Below are 18,909 nucleotides of genomic sequence, written 5' to 3'. Positions count from 1 at the left end.
AAAGGAGACACAGAACCTCAAAGAGGGAGGTTGAATAATGTAAATGATTTCAGAATGAAAACAGGGGGACAGGTGTGCTGTTTCGTCAAAACGAAACAATGCACCTGTCCCCCTGTTTCTTTAGCTGAGCGAGTTAAAAGAGTCTCTTAGCGATGGTTATTTTCTCGATCTCCTTAGCCCCTTCATAAATCTCCAGAATTTTAGCATCTCGATAGAAACGCTGAATATCATATTCGTCAATATAGCCATAGCCACCGTGCATTTGCAGGGCTTTATCAGTCACCCAGACCGCCGTTTCTCCGGCATAGAATTTGGCCATAGCGTTGAGAGCAGGATCTAACTGACCGTTGTCAGCTTTCCAGGCAGCTTTATAGATTATGTTGCGGGCCAATTCTATTCGTGTGGCCATTTCTGCCAATTGGAACTGTATCGCTTGATTGGCGGCCAGAGGAAGCCCGAAGGTTTTACGCTCCTGCACATATTTAATGGCTAAATCTAAAGCTCCTTGAGCTAGACCCAGTCCTTGTGAGGCTACCATGATGCGCGTCTGATCAAAGAAATGCATTAATTGGTAGAAGCCGTTGCCTTCTTTGCCGACAAGATTCTTTTGAGGAACCCGCACATCTTCGAAAGTGATTTCGGCAGTATCTGAGGATCTGATTCCCATTTTTCCATGGATTTTCATCCTGGTAATTCCCGGAGTATTGGCATCAACAATGATCAGGCTGTGGCGCTGGGTTTTCTTAGGCGACTCGGGGTTTGTCACGCATAGGGCGACCATATAGTCACAAATCGTTCCGTTCGTGATGAAAGTTTTACTGCCGTTAATAATATAGTCGGAACCATCTTTGACAGCCCGGGTGGCAGTTCCTGCCACATCGCTTCCGGCATTTGGCTCGGTGTAAGCACCGGCAAAGATTGCTTTACCGGCAGGAAGCAAGGGCAGATAAGTTTGCTTTTGTTCTTCGCTGCCATAGTTGATGATGTTTTCTGCCCCAAAGGTTGCAGCGACGGCAGCTAAGCCGAGACCTAGGTCTATTCGCGAGAGCTGCTCGGTGACTAAAGCTGTTTCCATCCAGCCGGCGCCGGGTCCGCCGTATTCCTCAGGAATGGCAATTCCGACCAGTCCTGCTTCACAGGCCTTTTGCCAGACTTCTCTCGGATATTTTTCCTCCCGATCACATACTTGGGCGAAAGGGGGGAATTCTTTGAGGGCAAATTTGTAGGCCAGGCTTTGAAAGGCTCTCTGTTCTTCCGATAATTCAAAATCCAATTGGTTTACCTCCTCTTATTGGGGAGTTTTTCATCCCCGGAAGGAACTAAAATGTAACAAACTTAGGTTAGTTCCTTATTTCAGAATATTTAAATACATTTACACTGCAATTTTAGTGCCAATAAAAAAAACAATGTTTCTCTGGTAATGAGTGTCGGATGAGCAAGACAAAGTATGTAGTGTGTTGTCAACTGTCCGTCATTGAGGACAACAGAGGACAGGGTTGCATTCCCCTTCCTTGAGAAGGAGTCTCCTGATTGAGGCAGTGTAATAAAAAGAGTTTTAAGCCTGAGTAAGGGGTCATAGACTGTTGAGGTTAAGCTTAGATCTAAGTGGCATGGGATTTGCAATGCTCTGGAAAATGAATGGACAGAAAATTCAGAGTTTTATTGACACATGAGAATTAGAAAAGAAGGGTGATGTGAAACTATGCGGGAAGCAGTCATAGTAGAAGCAGTGAGAACCCCGGTTGGACGTAGGAAAGGGGGATTAAGCCATCTTCGCTCTGAGGACCTGGCAGGTCTGGTTCTCAGAGAGGTGGTTCAGCGCGCAGGCCTGGACCCTGCCTTGGTCGAGGATGTGTTAATGGGATGTGTTTCTCAAGTGGGAGAGCAGGGGTTCTGTATTGGGCGGCAGGCTGCCCTTATTGCGGATTACCCAATCCATGTTCCTGGTCTGACCATTGACCGGCAATGCGGCTCAAGTCAGCAGGCGGTTCATTTCGCAGCCCAAGCAATACTGGCAGGGGATATGGATGTGGTTGTGGCAGCGGGGGTTGAAAATATGTCCCGGGTACCCATGGGCTCTAATATTGCAGGAACTGAATTATCTCAGGAGCTTACATCACGCTATGAGATTATCAATCAAGGCCTCTCCACAGAGCGAATCGCCCAAAAATGGGGGATCAGCCGGCAAAGAATGGACGAATTTTCCTTAGAGAGCCATATGAAGGCTGTAAAATCCCAGGAGGAAGGACGTTTTGAACGGGAGATCATGCCTTTAAACGTCGTTCTGCCGGATGGCAGCCAAACAATTGTAAAAAGGGACGAGGGCCCAAGGCCTGATACGAACTTAGAAAAGCTGGCCGGTTTAAAATCACCCTTCCTGGAAAATGGCCAGGTTACTGCCGGCAATGCCAGTCAGATTTCGGATGGAGCAGCAGCAGTCCTTATTATGTCCCGAGAAAAAGCGGAGGAATTGGGGATTAAGCCTCGCTTCCGTATCCTGGCCAGGAGTGTCATCGGTTCAGATCCGACTCTGATGCTTACGGGTCCAATTCCTGCCACAGCTAAGGTGTTAAGCAAGGCAGGTCTTAGTCTGTCGGAGATTGATATTTTTGAGGTAAATGAAGCTTTCGCCGCAGTGCCCTTGGCCTGGCTGATAGAGACGGGAGCAGATCCTAAGAAACTTAACCCTTGCGGCGGAGCTATTGCTCTCGGACATCCCCTGGGTGCCAGCGGAGCTCGCTTAATGACCACGCTCATGCACGAATTAGAACGCACCGGCGGGCGTTATGGGCTGCAAACCATGTGCGAAGGACATGGCATGTCCAATGCCACCATTATCGAGCGGTTGGACTGAGAGAAGAAATAAGGTTTAGGAAGGGGAGTTTGGAATGGATTTGAAACAAGTGGTTGGGTTCGTTACAGGAGGGGCTTCTGGTCTGGGGGAAGCGACGGTCCGGCGGATTGTTAATGATGGCGGCAAGGTCATGATTCTGGATCTTGCGGTGGAGCGGGGAGAGAGGTTGGCTTCTGAATTAGGCGGGAAGGCCTTATTTCAGAAAATGGATGTTTGCAGCGCAGAGAGCGTACAGGAGGCCTTAGAACGCACAGTTGAAGAGTTTGGCCAGTTGAATGCCGTTGTGAATTGCGCGGGGATTGCTGCCGCGGAGAAGGTGATTGGCAAGAAGGGACTTCATGGGCTGGAGAGTTTTTCTAAAATAATAGAGGTAAATCTTATCGGAAGTTTTAACGTTATTAGGCTGGCCGCGGCCCAAATGGCGGGTAATGAGCCTAACGTAGGGGGGGAACGGGGGGTTATCATCAATACTGCTTCTGTAGCGGCCTATGAAGGTCAGATCGGGCAGGCTGCTTACAGTGCTTCAAAAGGAGGGATTGTGGGGATGACCTTACCCATAGCCCGGGAAATGGCTGTCCATGGGATCCGGGTAATGACCATCGCCCCAGGTCTTTTTGAAACACCGATGTTCAATACTCTGCCTGAGGAGGCCCGCAAGTCACTGGGTGCGATGATCCCCTTCCCATCCCGGCTAGGCTACCCGGAAGAATATGCACTATTAGTGAGAAGTATCCTTGAGAATCCTATGCTCAATGGTACAACGATTCGTTTGGACGGAGCTATTCGCATGCAGCCGAGATAGAACAGATTGCCTCGTAAGCGCTGTAAGAGTGAAGAGAGGTGAGGGGCATATGGACATCTATTCGGAAGAGCATAAAATGTTTCGCCGGTCCTTCGTAAAGTTTGTGGAAAGCGAACTTTCTCCTCACATCGAGGAATGGGAGGAAAAGCGGGAGATTCCCCGTTGGGTTTGGCTGCGTATGGGAGAAATGGGCTATTTATGTCCTTGGCTGGAAGAAAAATACGGCGGGACAGGAGCAGATTTTGGTTTTTCCGCCATCCTTAATGAGGAACTGGCCAAAGCAGGGGTGGGCATTGGGTTCGGATTGCATAGCGATATTATTGCTCCTTATATTCAGGCCTATGGCACGGAAAAACAAAAGTCTGACTGGCTTCCTGCCTGTGCCCGGGGGGAGAAAATATTGGCTATCGCCATGACCGAACCCCAGGCCGGATCTGATCTTCAGGGAATGAGAGCGATGGCTGTCCGGGACGGAAATGACTATGTTATTAATGGGTCAAAGACGTTTATCAGTAATGGGATTTCTGCCGATTTGATCATTGTCGCGGTCAAGACTGAGAATGCCGGGATTCCGGGCAACAAGGGAATCAGTCTTATTGTAGTGGAAGATGGGACGCCCGGCTTTACAAAAGGCAAAAAGCTGAATAAGTTGGGGATGCACAGCCAGGATACGGCAGAGCTCTTTTTTGACAACTGCAGAGTGCCAATGAGCAATCGTTTGGGTGAAGAGGGTAAGGGGTTCTCGTATCTCATGGAGAAGCTGCAGCAGGAGCGACTGATCTCGGCACTTTGTTCCCAGGGGTTGGCGGAGCGGATGCTTAGTGATACTCTAGCTTATGTTAAGACAAGAGAGGCTTTTGGGAAACCCATCGGTAAATTCCAGCATAATGCCTTTAAGCTTGCTGAAATGGCGACGGAGGTCGAGTTGGGGCGAGTGTTCCTGGATAACCTCATCTCAGATCATATGGCAGGAGAAGAGATTGTGGCCAAGGTTTCCATGGCTAAGTACTGGATTGGCGAAATGGCTAATCGCGTGGCTTATAACTGCCTCCAGCTTTACGGAGGGTATGGCTATATGGAAGAGTATCCGATTGCCCGGCATTACCGGGATGTGCGGGTGCACACGATTTATGCGGGTACCTCAGAGATTATGAAGCTGATCATCGCTCGAACGTTAGGATTGTGAGCGGGAAGGTGAACCGGATGATGTATCAGCTATTAAAAGGAGCGGATTCTTGATTTAAAGAAGCAGTGTAAACTCAGCGGCAGGTCCCGGCGAAATTTTACTTTTTTAGTCAAAATATGCTGTTGACTCTGGTAATTAATTGGTATAATGTAAGTGATAATATAGGGTCGGAAAGAAATAACTCAATAGGTTGAATATGGTTGCTTAAATGCATTAATATGGGAACTCTGGTGAGAAGCCAGGACAGCCCCGCTACTGTATGAATGACGAATCCCTTAATGGAAACCACTGGGTGAAACCGGGAAGGCAAGGGAGGAGGATGATTTCAAGTCAGGATACCTGCCATGTTCAAAAGTCACAACTCTTTCGGGGGAAGGTAAGTGTGGTAAATTGAAGTTTTGGATGGAGACATCCTACTTTGTTATATCATGTTTGCAAAGAGCCGGAGGAACCGGCTCTTTTTGTTTTCACTATATAGACATCAAAGGAAGAAGTCGAGGTGAGATAATTAAAAAGAGAGCAAGTATTAATTAGAATTAGCAAAGAACATTTTAAATAAATACTCACAAAACTTAATAGCTGATTAGGGTTGCTGAAAAAGCATTAATAAGGAATCCGGTGAGAAGCCGGAACAGCCCCGCTACTGTATGAATGACGAATCCCTTAATGGAAACCACTGGGTAAAACCGGGAAGGCAAGGGAGGAGGATGACTTCGAGTCAGGAGACTTGCCCTATTCAGGATCATAAGGCTTTCGGGGGGAAGTACGTGAACAACTTTGCTGTGGATGAGAAGAACTAGGAGCATACTTTAGGCTGCCTGTTTTTATCGTTATCTTTTACAGCGGGGTCACATTATCTCTGAGCCGAATACATCGGCTCTTTTTTATATCTTGGGCGGAATTTTCAGAGGGCTTATTTAAAGTAGATTTAGATGAAAAGGAGGAAAAGAGTATGAAAACCAAACAAAAGATTCTCAGTTTGTTCATGATGTTGATTCTGGGACTAACCTTCTTTGTCGCACCGGCACCTGCTAAGGCAGCCACGGATATGCTTACCTTAGCCGACTCCGAACATTTCACTATTTTAGGAGAGGTTAATGATGAGGTAGCGGATATCCAAGTCTTGGGTCTGGATGGGACAACCTGGATGACGGAAGAAATCAGCGACCCGGAAAATATTGAGTGGACCACCTCAGACGCCTCTGTGGTTAAGTTTTTAGATGGTTCAACCCCTGTTGCCACTATTGATGAGACGGATACCGTTAAAATCAGACTTTTAGCAGAAGGAAGAGCTTACGTGACTGCCCACTATGACAGCATGGAAGTCAGTGCCTATGTGGTAGTGGAGACAAAAGGCCTTCCTACTGCCAGTGTATCGGATATCTCCGTCTATGTGGATGCACCTGGCACAGTTAATGACTTTTATGTCATTAATGAAACTGTCAATCTCAGCGATCTGGACTGGCTGCTCGATCAAAGCCAAACTCTGCAATTAAATTGCTCTGCTCTCCATGCCTTAGCCATGGCCGGAAATGAATACTATTCCGACCCGGACTGGGCGGAAAATAACCTTACGGTTTTCAACGGCGGCGGCTATGTGGCCGGGATCGGCACTGACTTTGCTTCCGGCCTGGAAGGCTGGGTGTATACCATAGTAGATGTGAACAACAATATTATCGAGCCTGATTATCCTGCAGCCAGCTATGAGCTGCAACCCGGCGACTCTGTAGTCTGGGAATATAAATCTTTATATTAAATCTTTTGGGCGGAATTTTCAGAGGGCAGATTAAAAGATCAGATTAAAGGGGGAAAAAGTATGTTTAAAACCAAACAAAAGTTTCTCGGTTTAGTAATGAGTTTGGCCTTGGGACTAACCTTCTTTGTCGCACCGGCACCGGCTAAAGCAGCCACGGATATGCTTACCTTAGCCGATTCCGAACACTTCACTATTTTAGGAGAGGTTAATGATGAGGTAGCGGATATCCAGGTCTTGGGTCTGGATGGGACAACCTGGATGACAGAAGAAATCACCGACCCGGAAAACATTGAGTGGACCACCTCAGACTCCTCCGTGGTTAAGTTTTTAGATGGTTCAACCCCTGTTGCCACTATTGATGAGACGGATACCGTCAAAATCAGACTTTTAACAGAAGGAAGAGCTTACGTGACTGCCCACTATGACAACATGGAAGTCAGTGCTTATGTCGTCGTAGAGACTGACGGCTCTCCTACTGTCAGTGTATCGGATATCTCCGTCTATGTGGATGCACCCGGCACGGTTAATGACTTTTATGTCATTAATGAGACTGTCAATCTCACCGATCTGGACTGGATGCTCGACAATGGCAAAACCCTGAAAAAAGATTCCTCTGCTCTGCATGGCTTAGCCATGGCCGGAAATGAATACTATTCCGACCCGGACTGGGCTGAAAATAACCTTACGGTTTTCAGTGGCGGCAGCTATGTGGCCGGGATCGGCGCTGACTTTGCCTCCGGTACAGAAGGCTGGATGTATACCATAGTAGATGTGAACAACAACATTATCGAACCTGATTTTGCCGCATCTGTTTATGAGTTGCAGTCTGGCGATTCTGTAGTATGGGAATATAAAAACTGGTAAAAGAAGAAGTTCTTGACCGCCCTCTGAAAATTTAAATATCACACTGCCGCTCGGATCAGGAAGGGACAACCCTTCCTGATTTAGGCGTCCCCAAATAAAACCCAAAAAAGTATTTAATAGAAAATAATAACGTTTATAGGGGGAGATATCATGAAATTTGCCCACAAAGGGCTGAATCTGTTCCTGGTCCTTCTTTTATTAATAGGTTCCGTATGTCTGCCTGTGTCCGCTGCCTCTTCCGGTTCTGAGCAGGGAGGGGGGGAGCCCTCTCCGGCAGGTCCGGGATCAGAGCTTAGCTTGACCGTGGAGCCTGATCAGGAGGCTTACCGAAGCGGGGATGTGGTCACACTGCAGGCCCGGTTTGGAACAACAGAAAGCCCTATCGGCACAGGAATCCAATGGCATTGCCTTCCCGAATCTGAAGAGGGGCCAGGGCAGACTCTGGAGGAGGACAGTGACCGCCTTAGCTTCACAGTGCCGGAAAACCCTGGGGAGGACATGCTTGAAATCACAGTTTTTGCTTTTTACGAAGGGCAGACCCAGCAGGCTGTTTTAAACATTTTACCGGATGAGCCTGAACTCAGCCAAGAGAATCCGGAGAGCCAAGAAAGTGAAGAGGGCCAAAAGGGTGAAGAAGATCAAACTATTCAGGAACCATTAAATCAAGAGAATCCGGAACAGTCAGTCGCCCCGGCAAATCTGGCGGGAGAAGGACTAAGCCTGTCTTCCGCAGATGAGCATAACCGGGTCCCAATCGGAGCCGGTCTGCCTCTGATGGTTCATGATCAGGAGGGCAATGAGGTAACCACCTCTTCGGCCTTGGTCTGGACAAGTCAGGTGCCGGAAGTTGCTTCAGTGGACAGTGACGGGGTGGTCACCGGAAAGCTGGCCGGTATCGTGTACATTACCGCTGCCCTGGAAGAAAACAGGGAGATTAAAGGCAGTTTGGCGGTAACGGTGGGAGACAGTCTGGATCCCGAGCTCACTGTTGTCGCCCGGACCCCCACGAATAACCAAAACAATGTCTATCCGGGCTACAATCCCCAAGAGGTCAGCCTTACCTACAATCGTCCCATTGACGGGGAGAACCCGATAGGAGCTGTTGCTCTTTATTTGAGCACTGGTTCTTTGATCAGCAGCTCCCTCCCTGTCGCCTGGGATGAGGAGGCGCCGAACAAGCTGAAGGTAGATTTAAGCAAATCTCTTTGGAGCGAAGTGGGAGCGGGCTGTGTTCCGCTGGCCTTTAATAAAACCTATAAATTTGAAATGGCAGCCGGAGCGGTTCCCGTGGCCGGAAGCAGCAAGACTTCTCCCGCCATCACGGGAACCAGCGGCCCAAACTGCTGGTATTTTAAGACCGGGCAGCCTCTCAGCATTGTGCTTGCTCCGGCCGGTTCCAGCGCCCGCCCGGCCTCCTTAAAAATCGGAGAGATGCTTACCCTTACCGCAACGGTCAACATTCCTTCCCCCGTTCCCCAGGGAACAGACTTTAAACTCGAATGGCAGTCAGATAGTCCGCAGGCAGTGCCTGTCGACGGAACGGAAAAATATACGCTGGTGACCAATGCTCAGGGTCTGGTAAATAAACTGACAGTCACCAAAGAGATAACCGGTCAAGACCTGGGGAAAGTGAAGCTGACAGCTTCTTTATCGGGGATCCCCAGTGTTTCCAAGGATTGGTATGTAGAAGTCCAAGCCAGTTACAATCAAAAGCTGGCCCCCCTTTGGACGTATGCCGTGCCAATCACTACACCAGGGCATGGAAAACCGGCATTGACGTCAGATGGCTCCAGTTATACTGTGTTGTCCAACCCCTTTGGTGATGTTGTTTACGAGCCTACACGGTACCTGCTGGCCCTTGATCCTGAGGGAAGGCCCAAAGCGGGTTTTGCTTCCCCTGTCCTGACCCAGCTTTTCCCGGCTAGGGTAGTAGAACAGGAGGGACAGGAATATGTGCTGGTGGTGCAGGAAAAGAGTCTTTTAGCCCTCGATCCGGACACCGGGGCTGTGCTCCGCCAGGTGGAGCTGCCGGCCCAGATCACAGGCATGCCGGGACTGGGGCCCAACGGGCAGATTTATTTAAGCTGCGCAAACAATGCCCTTTACAGCCTTGACCTGTCGGATGAGAAATGGACCTGGAGTTTTCCCGTTGTGCAGCCGATTCTTAATGCTAAAGGCGGCCAGGTCTTGTATTCCGCTCCAACCGTAGATCAGAGCAATCAGGTTTATCTGGTGCATGGGGATACCCTTTCCGTCCTGAACGGTTTGAACGGGGAATTGCTCTGGGAATATAAAACCCCCGCCGCTGCTTCGTTCAAAACCCAGGCTGCGGTGGACGAAGGCGGCAGAGTTTATCTGGTGGATAATGCCGATCAAATCTACTGCCTCAATCCTCCCGGCGGGGGACAGCCGGTTAGTTTAGCCTGGCAGAACAGCTCCTGCCGGAATGTTATGATTTTTCCGCCACTGATCATGCCTGAAGGGCTGCTGGTCTCCAGTGAGGGCAGGCTGGTGGAGCTGGACCTGGCAACAGGTGCTAAGACCGCCAAGAATTATGCCATAGATTATTCTCTGTGTGTTATTTATCCCAAGAACGGACCTGATCCTCAGCTGGGAGCAGACGGATTGCTCTACACCACGAGAGGAATTTATGCGCCGGACGGAACCGTGGTGGCCTATTATGCTGAGCCCAATACGTCCTTTCCTAATAATGATTACAGTATGTTTGCCCTTTCTGAGGACGGAACCTTGTACAGGGCAATCAAATCTGGAGAAAGTTATGACGCCCTGGAGAAGGCAAGGCTGTATGATTTGACAGGGGCGGTTCCTGTTCAGCTGGTTATCGGGCAGCCGGAGCTTACCCTCTATTCTGAGGAAAGCGGCCGGGTGCTGACCCAAGTGTTGGATCAGGCAGAGGTTAGTCTGCCCGGTGTGGCTCTGGAATGGTCCAGCGCCGATCCCCAGGTAGCCGCGGTGAGCAGTGATGGTTTGATTACCGCCGCTAAGCGGACACCCGGTCAAGAGCAGGTCACAACGACGGTAACGGTTAAGGTTAAGGACAGCACGGACCCTGCCCTGAGCCAAGCGATTCAGGTGACAGTGCTGCCTCAGGCCGTAGTGCAGAGCATGGTCTTTATTTATGATAAGAATGATTACGCCGGTAAAACCCTGAGCGACTACCAAGTCGTGGGGGAAAAGCTTTCGGAGGTCAACGGAGAAGCCTTTAGTCCGATCCGGGTGTTTGTCGCCGATCAGAGCGGCTATTTTGTACCCAAACAATTAATCAAGTGGGAGCTGATTAAGGAGGGGGATGAAACAGGGAAGGTAGCCATGCTCAACTATCAGGGGGGCAGCGGGGATGACAGCATCCGCTACAATGCTAACCTGACAGGCAAAGAGGTAGGCACGATCAGCCTGAAGGCCAGTCTGATCAACAATCCGGAGATTTACTGCACAGTAAAGCTGGAAGTTCTGCCCGCCCCTTATGAAATTCTCTGGCAGCTTCCCTTAGGCGGCTCCTATGGCAAAAAAGTGGCGGAGCTGGCGACAGGACGCCGGGGGGAGATCTTTTATGTCAACCAGAATCAACTTCAGGCAGTGCGCCGGAGTGATGCCACCCCTTTGTGGACGTCCGATCCGGGCAGTTATTACGGAATCAGCCTCAGCGCACCTCAAGTCGATGAGAACGGCAATGTCTTTCTCTATGCCACTAACAGTACAGCCGTCGTTGCCGTGGAAGCTCAGAGCGGGAAGGTTCTCTGGGGGTACACAGCCCCCGGCAACGACCCGGTTGCTAAGCTGGTCTTTGGGGGGGACAGCGTCCTGGCCCTTACCAAGGGAGGGCTTATTTACAAGCTGGATAAAGCAAAGGGAGAGCCGCAATGGAATCAGCCCTATGCCGCCGGCGGGGTGGTCAGCGGACTGGCCGCAGCTTCCACGGGAAAAGCCTACTATAGTTCAGGATCAACTGTGTATGAGCTTTCTGCCGATGGACAAAAAAAATCTCTTTATACTAAAGGGGGAGCCGGTCTCAAGCTGGAAGGCAGCTCCGCCGCAGGGGCTCTGATCCTTCAGCAGCAGGAAGGGAGTCAGGTCAGTCTTCTTGCCCTTGATCCGGGTAAGGATGATCCGCTGCAATGGGTTTATCCGCTGGCTGAGCGGGTGGTGGTCACTGTAGCTCCCAACGGCATGGTTTACGCCGTTTCCGCTCCGGCCAATCAAGAGCGGAAACATTTGTACTTCCTTCGTCCGGACGGCACGGCACAGGTAGACGGACAGTTCCAGGTCAATAGTTGGAAGAAGGAGGCCCAGGGCCTTTATACCCCGGTCATCGGCGAGAATGGGCAGCTGTATATTCCGCTGGTAGGCTTGTATGTCTTCGATCTGAACCTGACCGGTGAACAAGGGGAGATGCTCAGTCCTCTTTGGCAAGCGGAGATCAAAGACGAATTTTCCATAACCGTACCTCACTCCATCGCCCCGGCTGACGAAGGAATGGTTTTCCTGTCCATGGGAGAATTAGGCTTAGTGGCTCTGCAGGGCACCGATTTATCCGGGGGGGAGGGCCTGCAAGTCAAAGTGAGTAATTCAGTCCTTAAACTGGGTGGGCTGCAGGAGCTGAAGATTAAATTAATGAATCAGCAGCTGAGTTCTCAGTCTGTGCGCCTGACTATTACCCTGATTCAAAAGGGAAATCAGGGAACGGAGCAGGTGATCAGCTATTCTTCGCTCACCGATACCCTAACCCCGGGACTGATCAAGGAATACCCGGGCAGTCTGAGGATTCCCAAGACCGGAAATTACCAGGTAAAAATTCAAGTGGCAGCTCCGGATCAGCTTGAGCCCGTGCAAACCATCCTGCTGCCTGTTCAAGCTCAGTGAGGAGGAGAATAATGGTGATACAAATGAAAAAGAAGCGGGCTGTCCTGGCTTGCCTTATGGTTTTTGCCATCTTATGGAGCCTGCTGCCCGCCGCTGCTCTGGCCGGACAGACAGAGGTCTACCCCGACTGGCTGCGCTCCTATTATAAGGATGCGTCCGCGATACCCAGACTGGATGATCTGCCTAGCGTAGACCGGGAAGGGCAGGTCTATACCGTGGATTCCCAAGGGTATCTCTACTGCGTTTTCCCGGACCGGACCTTGAAATGGAAGGTGGATCTGGGGCAGAGAGGGGCTTATTATGCCCTCGGCGGAGTGGGGCCAGTCATTGATGAACAGGGGATTTGCTATATCGGTTCGGGGAACGGGCGGGTCTATGCCATTAACCCCAATGGGCAGGTGCTCTGGACTTCGGCCATGGAAGGACAGGAGGCTGTGGCGCCCGGAACGTCCCCTGCCCTGTCGGCAGATGGCAAGACTCTTTATGTGGTGTCTGCCAAGAGCCTTTATGCCTTGAACACCGCAGACGGTTCCCGGGCCTGGGTAGTAGCCCTGACTTCTAATGGGCTCAATACGCCCGTGGTCTCTCCTCAGGACGGAACAATCTATGTGGCCAGCTTATCAGCCATTAACGCCATAAAACCCGAGGGTACACTCCGGTGGACAAAGGTCCTTAACCAATTGCCGGATATTGAAGGCCGGGGAGACTATTCTCCTTTTGTGGGAAAAGCCAATGGCAATGTGGCAAGGCGAGAAAAGCGGATGGCTGTGGATGAGGCGGGGGCCGTCTATTTCATTACTTTGAATAATGATAAAGGTACCGCAGAATCAGATCAGAATAGACTGTGGGTCTTTACCCCGGCCGGAGAGGTAAAGTGGTACCGGGATATCGAAGCGGTGGTCAGCTCCCCGGCTTATTACCAGGGGACGGTATACTATAAGACAGCCGGAAATGAGCTTTACGCGCTGGAGACGGAAAGGGGCAATCTGAAATGGACTTATCCGGTTGTAGAGACTACCTCTCCGGATAAGCATGTTGCCTTCAGGGCCGCTCCGCTGATTGGTCCGGATGGGACACTTTATACAACATTCTATGACAAAATCTATGCCTTCCAGGATAAGGAGGAAGGGGCCGAGCTGAAGTGGAAATCCCAGCCTGCTCAAACAGACAGCCAGCTCTATGCTGTAGCCGGCCCCGGACCCCAGGGAGAGCTGTATGCTGCGGTAGGGGGGAGTGCTTTAGCACGCTTTACTGATCCCGGGTTCACCCCTGTTCCCTGGCGGTTGGAACTGGAGGGGGAGGAATGCACCCTGTTTGCGGGCGGAGAGTATACGCTGCCTGTGCGTTTGCTGGACACCTACGGCCGTCAGCTTCCGCTGAATGGTCTGAGCTGGGAAAGCAGTAACTCCGCAGCAGCAGAGGTAAAGGATGGCCTCTTAAAGGGCAAAGCTCTGGGCGAAGCCAGGATCACCATCCGCCACTCTGACAATGATGAAGCCGACAATCGTCTGCGTGCCGAGCTTAACGTCAGGGTAGTGGCCCCAGGGTCAGGGTTCAGTCTCAGCCTTACACCTGCCCGGCCGGTAGTGTTAATCGGTCAGAAGCTGCCTCTTCAGGCTCGAATCCTCACACCTGACGGCAAGGTGGTCCAGGGTGAGAGCTTGGAGTGGAAAAGCGGCTCACCTTTGGCGACTGTGGATAATCAGGGTCTGGTCACAGCCGGTCAGCAGGCGGGGACAGTCTCAGTTAACGCCCGGGTGGCAGCCCATCCTGAACTGCAGGCGACGATTAACCTGGAGATCAGGGCTTATCAAGTGACCCCCGTTGACAGGGCAGGAATTCAAACGGCTATTGCCAAAGCCGCTAATTATGTCAATGCCAATTCCCAAGGGGGGAAAATTTTGTCGGACTGGGATGTCTTTGGCCTCAATGCCTGCAGTCCGGAGTGGATTTCCGCCAATGACCGGGAGGAGTATTTGTCCCAACTGACCGCCAAGGTTAATGAAAGCGGAGTAGGAAGCCAGCTCACAGATTATGCCCGTACTTCCCTTGGCGTGCTCTCAGCAGGGGGGGATCCTTATGCTTTTGCCGGGGAAAACCTCCTGCAAGAAATTATGGATTACCCCAGTCTGAGTCAGGGCATCAATGCCGGAATCTGGGCACTGATTGCTCTGGACGGGGCTGGAGCTATTGTTCCTTCCCAAGTCAAGAACAACCGGGAAGCCTTAATCCAACATATCCTGGACCACCGGGTGAAAGAAGGCTGGTCTTTCAGCGGCGGATTGCCGGAAGTGGATATGACCGGCATGGCCCTTTATGCCCTGGCCCCCTACCGGGATATGCTGGCGGTAAAAGAGGCGGGAGAACAGGCCATTCGCTGGTTGAGCGAGAATCAACTGAGTGACGGCAAATTCGGCTCCTGGGGTTCGGTGAATTGTGAGTCCGCAGCCCAGGCTATTATGGGGGTTACGGCTTGGGGAGTTGATCCTCAAGGACCGGACTTTACCAAAACCACGGGCAATGCGGTGACAGCACTGCTAAGTTTTCAGACCTCCTCAGGTGTATTCAAGCATGTCGATACGATAGACGCTTACATGGCTACCCCTCAGGCAATGGAAGCTTTAGGTGCGATTGTCTGCTTTATGGACAAAGGCCGCTCGGATATTTACTACAAAATCAGTGCTGCCCCGCCTGCGCCTGAGGAAGTAAACTCTTTAGAAATCACTCCGGCTACCGCGGAGATCCCCGTGGGGAGAACGATTCAATTGAAAGCTGAGAATCAAGCCGGGCAAGGGGTGGACAAGGATGATCAAGGGCAGTTCCTTTTAACCTGGAGTATTTTAGGCGACCCGAGCCTGGCTCAGATTACAGAAGAGGGTCTCTTCACAGGGATGAAACCGGGAACGGCGGATGTCTTGGTGCAATTGAAAAGCAATCCTGCAATTCAAGCTCAGGCCCAGGTTAATGTGGTCGGTCAGTTGATTGAAGTTAGTGCTCCGCTAACGCCTGAGCAGCCGATCATCGGGATCAGCGGCAAAGAACTTGCTACTCAGGTTCACAATCTTTCCGGGAAAGCCATCAAGGTTTTGGTTAATATAGTACTTTATCAACAGGATCAAACCTCAGAGACTGAGCCCAGCCTGGAGGTTCAAAGCATCGTGCAGCAGTCTTATTTGGAAAAAACTCTCGCACCTGGTGAAATATACAACATTGGCGGTGGATTTATTTGGCCGCCAGGTGACAAAAAGTTTCAGGGCAAGGTGATGATTTGGAGCGGCTGGGATGGGAAACCTCTCTGCGAGCCAATCATTATTTCCCGGTAGAACGTGGGCAGTAAGTAGCGCAAGGAGGAAATGCAGTGCGATTATCAAAGCAATTTCTAAGAGTTCTGGTCCTGCTGATGACCTTTGTCATGCTCTGCCCAACGGGGGCCTTAGCCCAGGTCAACAGCCCGTCGCCGGGAGAGGTTAACCGGCTGGTTGCTTATCAGGAGAACCTAACCCTGTCGGTGTATGCTGAAGGCAGACAAGTTACGGTCAATGGCAAAACCACTCCCGATACCCAGGTATCCCTGGTGGTTGCCCGCAGTCTGGACGGAGAAAAGTGTTATCTGGATCAAACCAGCTCAAATCAAGCAGGCCTGTATCAATTTGCTTTGGACATGGACTCAGGGGATTATCGGGTTAATGTCACCAGCAACGGTATCTATCAGCAGAAGAATTTAAGGGTTAATGACGCCCGTCAGGCTACGGTAAGTGTACGGGTCGAAGGACTGAGCCAGACTCTTTTACCTCAAAAAAGCATCGAAATTTTTGATGGTGAAACAACTGTCATGGAAGCGGTCAAAAAAGCTTTGGATGGGAATGCTGTTCCCTATGAAATAGCTAACAACATGATTAACTGGATCGGCAAAGATCAAGAGAAAGACTGGCAGTGGCTGATCAATGGCACAAGCGGGATGGCCCTTCCCACCACCCCTCTGAAGCAAAGTGATCAGATCGTCATGGTCAGCGGCAAGCTCTGGAATCCCAGCCTTACCCGGCTCAGTGTGGAAGGGAAAAATGAGGACATTTCGGTAAAGTCAGGAACAGAGTTCAAGGTTACGCTCGAAAACTACTCCGGGGGAGGGTACTTGCCGACAGAGGATCAACCGGTCACATTTGCCGGGAGCACCAAGTATACCAATGACAAAGGGCAGGTTACCTTCCAGGCGGATGAAAAGGGAGTCTATGGAATAACCGCCCAAACCGAGGGGAATTTCATCCGCCCTGTTCCATTGACGGTGGTGGTTTCCACCACCGGGTTGGACCCGTATCCGGTAGAAGATAGCGATACCTTTCAGGTCAGGATGCGTATTGAGGGCTACCGGGGAACTGTCTTTGACGGTAATATCAGCTTTAAGCCCGAAACCTATAAAAATAAGACAACCGGCAAGTATGAAATTACTGATCCGGACGGAAAAAAATATTCGTTTAACTATCCTACTGTTCTAATGGCTACGATTGCGGCCTGGAACAAGAAAAGCATCCGGGACAATAAAGTGACCTTTAACGACAACTATGTAGCCCGCATGGCCGGGGAAGAGGAATTTGATTTTAAGGCGCAGCACCCTACCTGCGGCTGGCTGGTTCGGGTTAACGACCGCTTGATTAATCAAGGGGTCGGGGTATGGGAGATTGAGGACGGGGATACGGTGGAGTGGTTCTATGGGGATATCAAGAGCTCATTCGGTTATCTCGATCTTAGTTCTTCATCCTTAAACACCGGGGATAAACTCCTTGTTAAAGTTACCGCTAAAGGCAATGGCGGGGTGGATGGGGGAGATTCCACGACCAGGACAACCGTGAGCGGAGCTACGGTCCACGTTGGTTCAGAAACCTACATCACTGATGCGAAAGGTGAAGCTGAGATCACGATGAACCGATCCGGCAGCTTCACGGTTTATGCAGACAAAACTGATTCCGGCTCATCCTACAAAGGGTATAACTTTCCCCTCATGGCCCGCACGGAAAAAGCTACGGTGACAGTCAAGGGGCCGGAGGTTAGTATTCCCATCGAAGAAGTAATTCCAGTGATCGACTATACAGATTATAATCAAACGATTTTGGCGACGTTGGAAACGGTTACCCCGGAACAGTTGGCAGCGGCCAGGCTGCCGGAAAATACTCCCGCTGTTAATCCGGAGAATACAGAGCCGACGGTGTTAAAGACTATGGATGGAGTGCAGCTGACCATACCCCCGGGGGCACTCAGGCTTTGGAGTGGTCCGGTACAATTTTCCGTGGAGGTAGGACAGGTGACAGTTCCTCCCCAGGCTGAGCTAGGAGCCATGGTGCTTGATCCCATCAAATACCAGCGTGAGTTTAGCTTGGTGGATCAGGCTCAGGATAGGGTTGAGTTTGCCTCCCCGGTGACCTTGACCTTCCCCATTAACCCAGAGGATCTGCCGGAAGGGGTATCGACAAGGCAACTTGCGTTTTATTTGTGGAATTCAGCCAAAGGGGATTGGGTCAAACAGGGCGGAGTGTATGATTCGAGCGCGAAGACCCTTTCACTGACCACCTATCATTTTTCCACCTATGCGGTAATGGCTGATACGGCGCCCACCCCGAAGCGGATCGCCGGGCAGGAACGTTATGACACGGCCAACCAAGCCTCCGCTTACGGCTGGAAAGCCGGGGCGGATCATGTGATACTGGCCAATGCCTATGCTTATTCGGATGTTTTGGCCGCTGTACCTTTGGCCTATAAAAACCAGGCCCCGATTTTGCTGACTGAGGCTGCCGTTTTAACCCCTTCGACGTTTGAGCAGTTAAAGAAGCTAAATCCTAAAAAAGTAACCTTAATTGGAGGAACCAGCGTTATTTCCCAAGTCATTCAGGATCAGCTCAATCAGCTTTATGGAGCAGAAAATGTTATACGCTGCGGCGGTAGGGATCTTTATGAAACGGCTGCTCTGATTGCCAAAACTCTGGGAACTACGGGCCAAGCTGTGATCGCCAATGGAGGACCTGCCAGCTATGCGGATGCTTTGGCAATCTCCAGCTATGCCGGTTATCATGGCATACCGATTCTTTTCACAGAGCGAACCGCTTTGCCGGCTGAGACGCTCCAGGCCTTAGCCGATCAAAAAGTAAGTCAAACCCTGGTTGTAGGCGGCGGCTATGTTGTGCCTGAGGAAATCTATCGGCAACTGCCGGGGGCTGTGCGTTATGGCGGAGTGGATCTTTACGAGACAGCCACCAAGCTTGCCGAAGGATTAGAGCTTAATCCAAGCAAGGTGTATGTAGCTACCGGGCTGAACTTTGCGGATGCGCTTACAGCAGGCAATCTTGCAGCGCGCACGCTTTCCCCTATTGTCTTAGTTAACGAGGGGATCCCCAGCTCCACTTTGAATTTCCTGCATAACCATCAGACTCAGCAGTCTGAGCTAATTATTCTAGGTGGAGAAGGAATTATCAGGGCGGATCAGGAAAGCGCGCTTCGCTCTGCTCTAACCCCCTCACCTGAAGGAACTGAAAGTATAGAGGGTACGGTAAGTACAGAAAGCCCGGAGTGATTGTACC

The 18,909-nt window shown here is 50.8% G+C and carries 9 protein-coding genes and 2 riboswitches; of the genes, 8 read left to right on the top strand and 1 reads right to left on the bottom strand.

The genetic code is table 11. From position 1 onward, the window contains the following. Positions 1 to 133: 133 nt before the first annotated feature. Positions 134 to 1,273: an acyl-CoA dehydrogenase family protein gene (locus DESYODRAFT_RS18420; protein ID WP_007785388.1), complete on the bottom strand. Its 1,140-nt coding sequence runs from the start codon at positions 1,271 to 1,273 to the stop codon at positions 134 to 136. A gap of 429 nt (positions 1,274 to 1,702) precedes the next feature. Here DESYODRAFT_RS18420 and DESYODRAFT_RS18415 point away from each other — a divergent pair, with 429 nt between their 5' ends. The 8 genes from DESYODRAFT_RS18415 to DESYODRAFT_RS18380 all read left to right on the top strand — a co-directional run bounded on the left by DESYODRAFT_RS18415 (position 1,703) and on the right by DESYODRAFT_RS18380 (position 18,902). After that, positions 1,703 to 2,854 carry a thiolase family protein gene (locus DESYODRAFT_RS18415; protein ID WP_007785386.1) on the top strand — a complete coding sequence of 384 codons (1,152 nt, stop codon included), beginning with the start codon at positions 1,703 to 1,705 and terminating at the stop codon, positions 2,852 to 2,854. Positions 2,855 to 2,888: 34 nt separating this feature from the next. Continuing rightward, positions 2,889 to 3,656: a 3-hydroxyacyl-CoA dehydrogenase gene (locus tag DESYODRAFT_RS18410; protein ID WP_007785385.1), complete on the top strand. Its 768-nt coding sequence runs from the start codon at positions 2,889 to 2,891 to the stop codon at positions 3,654 to 3,656. A gap of 49 nt (positions 3,657 to 3,705) precedes the next feature. After that, positions 3,706 to 4,842: an acyl-CoA dehydrogenase family protein gene (locus tag DESYODRAFT_RS18405; protein ID WP_007785384.1), complete on the top strand. Its 1,137-nt coding sequence runs from the start codon at positions 3,706 to 3,708 to the stop codon at positions 4,840 to 4,842. A 180-nt stretch (positions 4,843 to 5,022) separates the two neighbouring features. Continuing rightward, positions 5,023 to 5,203, top strand: a riboswitch (cobalamin riboswitch). A gap of 208 nt (positions 5,204 to 5,411) precedes the next feature. Beyond that, positions 5,412 to 5,591, top strand: a riboswitch (cobalamin riboswitch). A gap of 203 nt (positions 5,592 to 5,794) precedes the next feature. After that, positions 5,795 to 6,598 carry a DUF4430 domain-containing protein gene (locus tag DESYODRAFT_RS18400; RefSeq protein WP_007785383.1) on the top strand — a complete coding sequence of 268 codons (804 nt, stop codon included), beginning with the start codon at positions 5,795 to 5,797 and terminating at the stop codon, positions 6,596 to 6,598. 60 nt (positions 6,599 to 6,658) lie between these two features. Then, complete coding sequence (locus tag DESYODRAFT_RS18395; RefSeq protein WP_007785382.1) at positions 6,659 to 7,462, top strand: DUF4430 domain-containing protein; 804 nt, start codon at positions 6,659 to 6,661, stop codon at positions 7,460 to 7,462. 150 nt (positions 7,463 to 7,612) lie between these two features. Next, positions 7,613 to 12,343, top strand: a complete 4,731-nt coding sequence (locus DESYODRAFT_RS18390) for an outer membrane protein assembly factor BamB family protein (protein WP_007785381.1) — start codon at positions 7,613 to 7,615, stop codon at positions 12,341 to 12,343. A gap of 11 nt (positions 12,344 to 12,354) precedes the next feature. Continuing rightward, positions 12,355 to 15,666, top strand: a complete 3,312-nt coding sequence (locus tag DESYODRAFT_RS18385; protein ID WP_007785380.1) for an outer membrane protein assembly factor BamB family protein — start codon at positions 12,355 to 12,357, stop codon at positions 15,664 to 15,666. Between the two features lie 35 nt (positions 15,667 to 15,701). Then, the gene (locus tag DESYODRAFT_RS18380) at positions 15,702 to 18,902 is read left to right on the top strand and encodes a cell wall-binding repeat-containing protein (protein ID WP_007785379.1); all 3,201 of its coding nucleotides are present in this window, start codon (positions 15,702 to 15,704) and stop codon (positions 18,900 to 18,902) included. Positions 18,903 to 18,909: the final 7 nt, after the last annotated feature.

Origin of the sequence: Desulfosporosinus youngiae DSM 17734 (assembly GCF_000244895.1) — a bacterium.
GTDB lineage: Bacteria > Bacillota > Desulfitobacteriia > Desulfitobacteriales > Desulfitobacteriaceae > Desulfosporosinus > Desulfosporosinus youngiae.
This window is presented reverse-complemented; position numbering and strand designations above follow the sequence as displayed.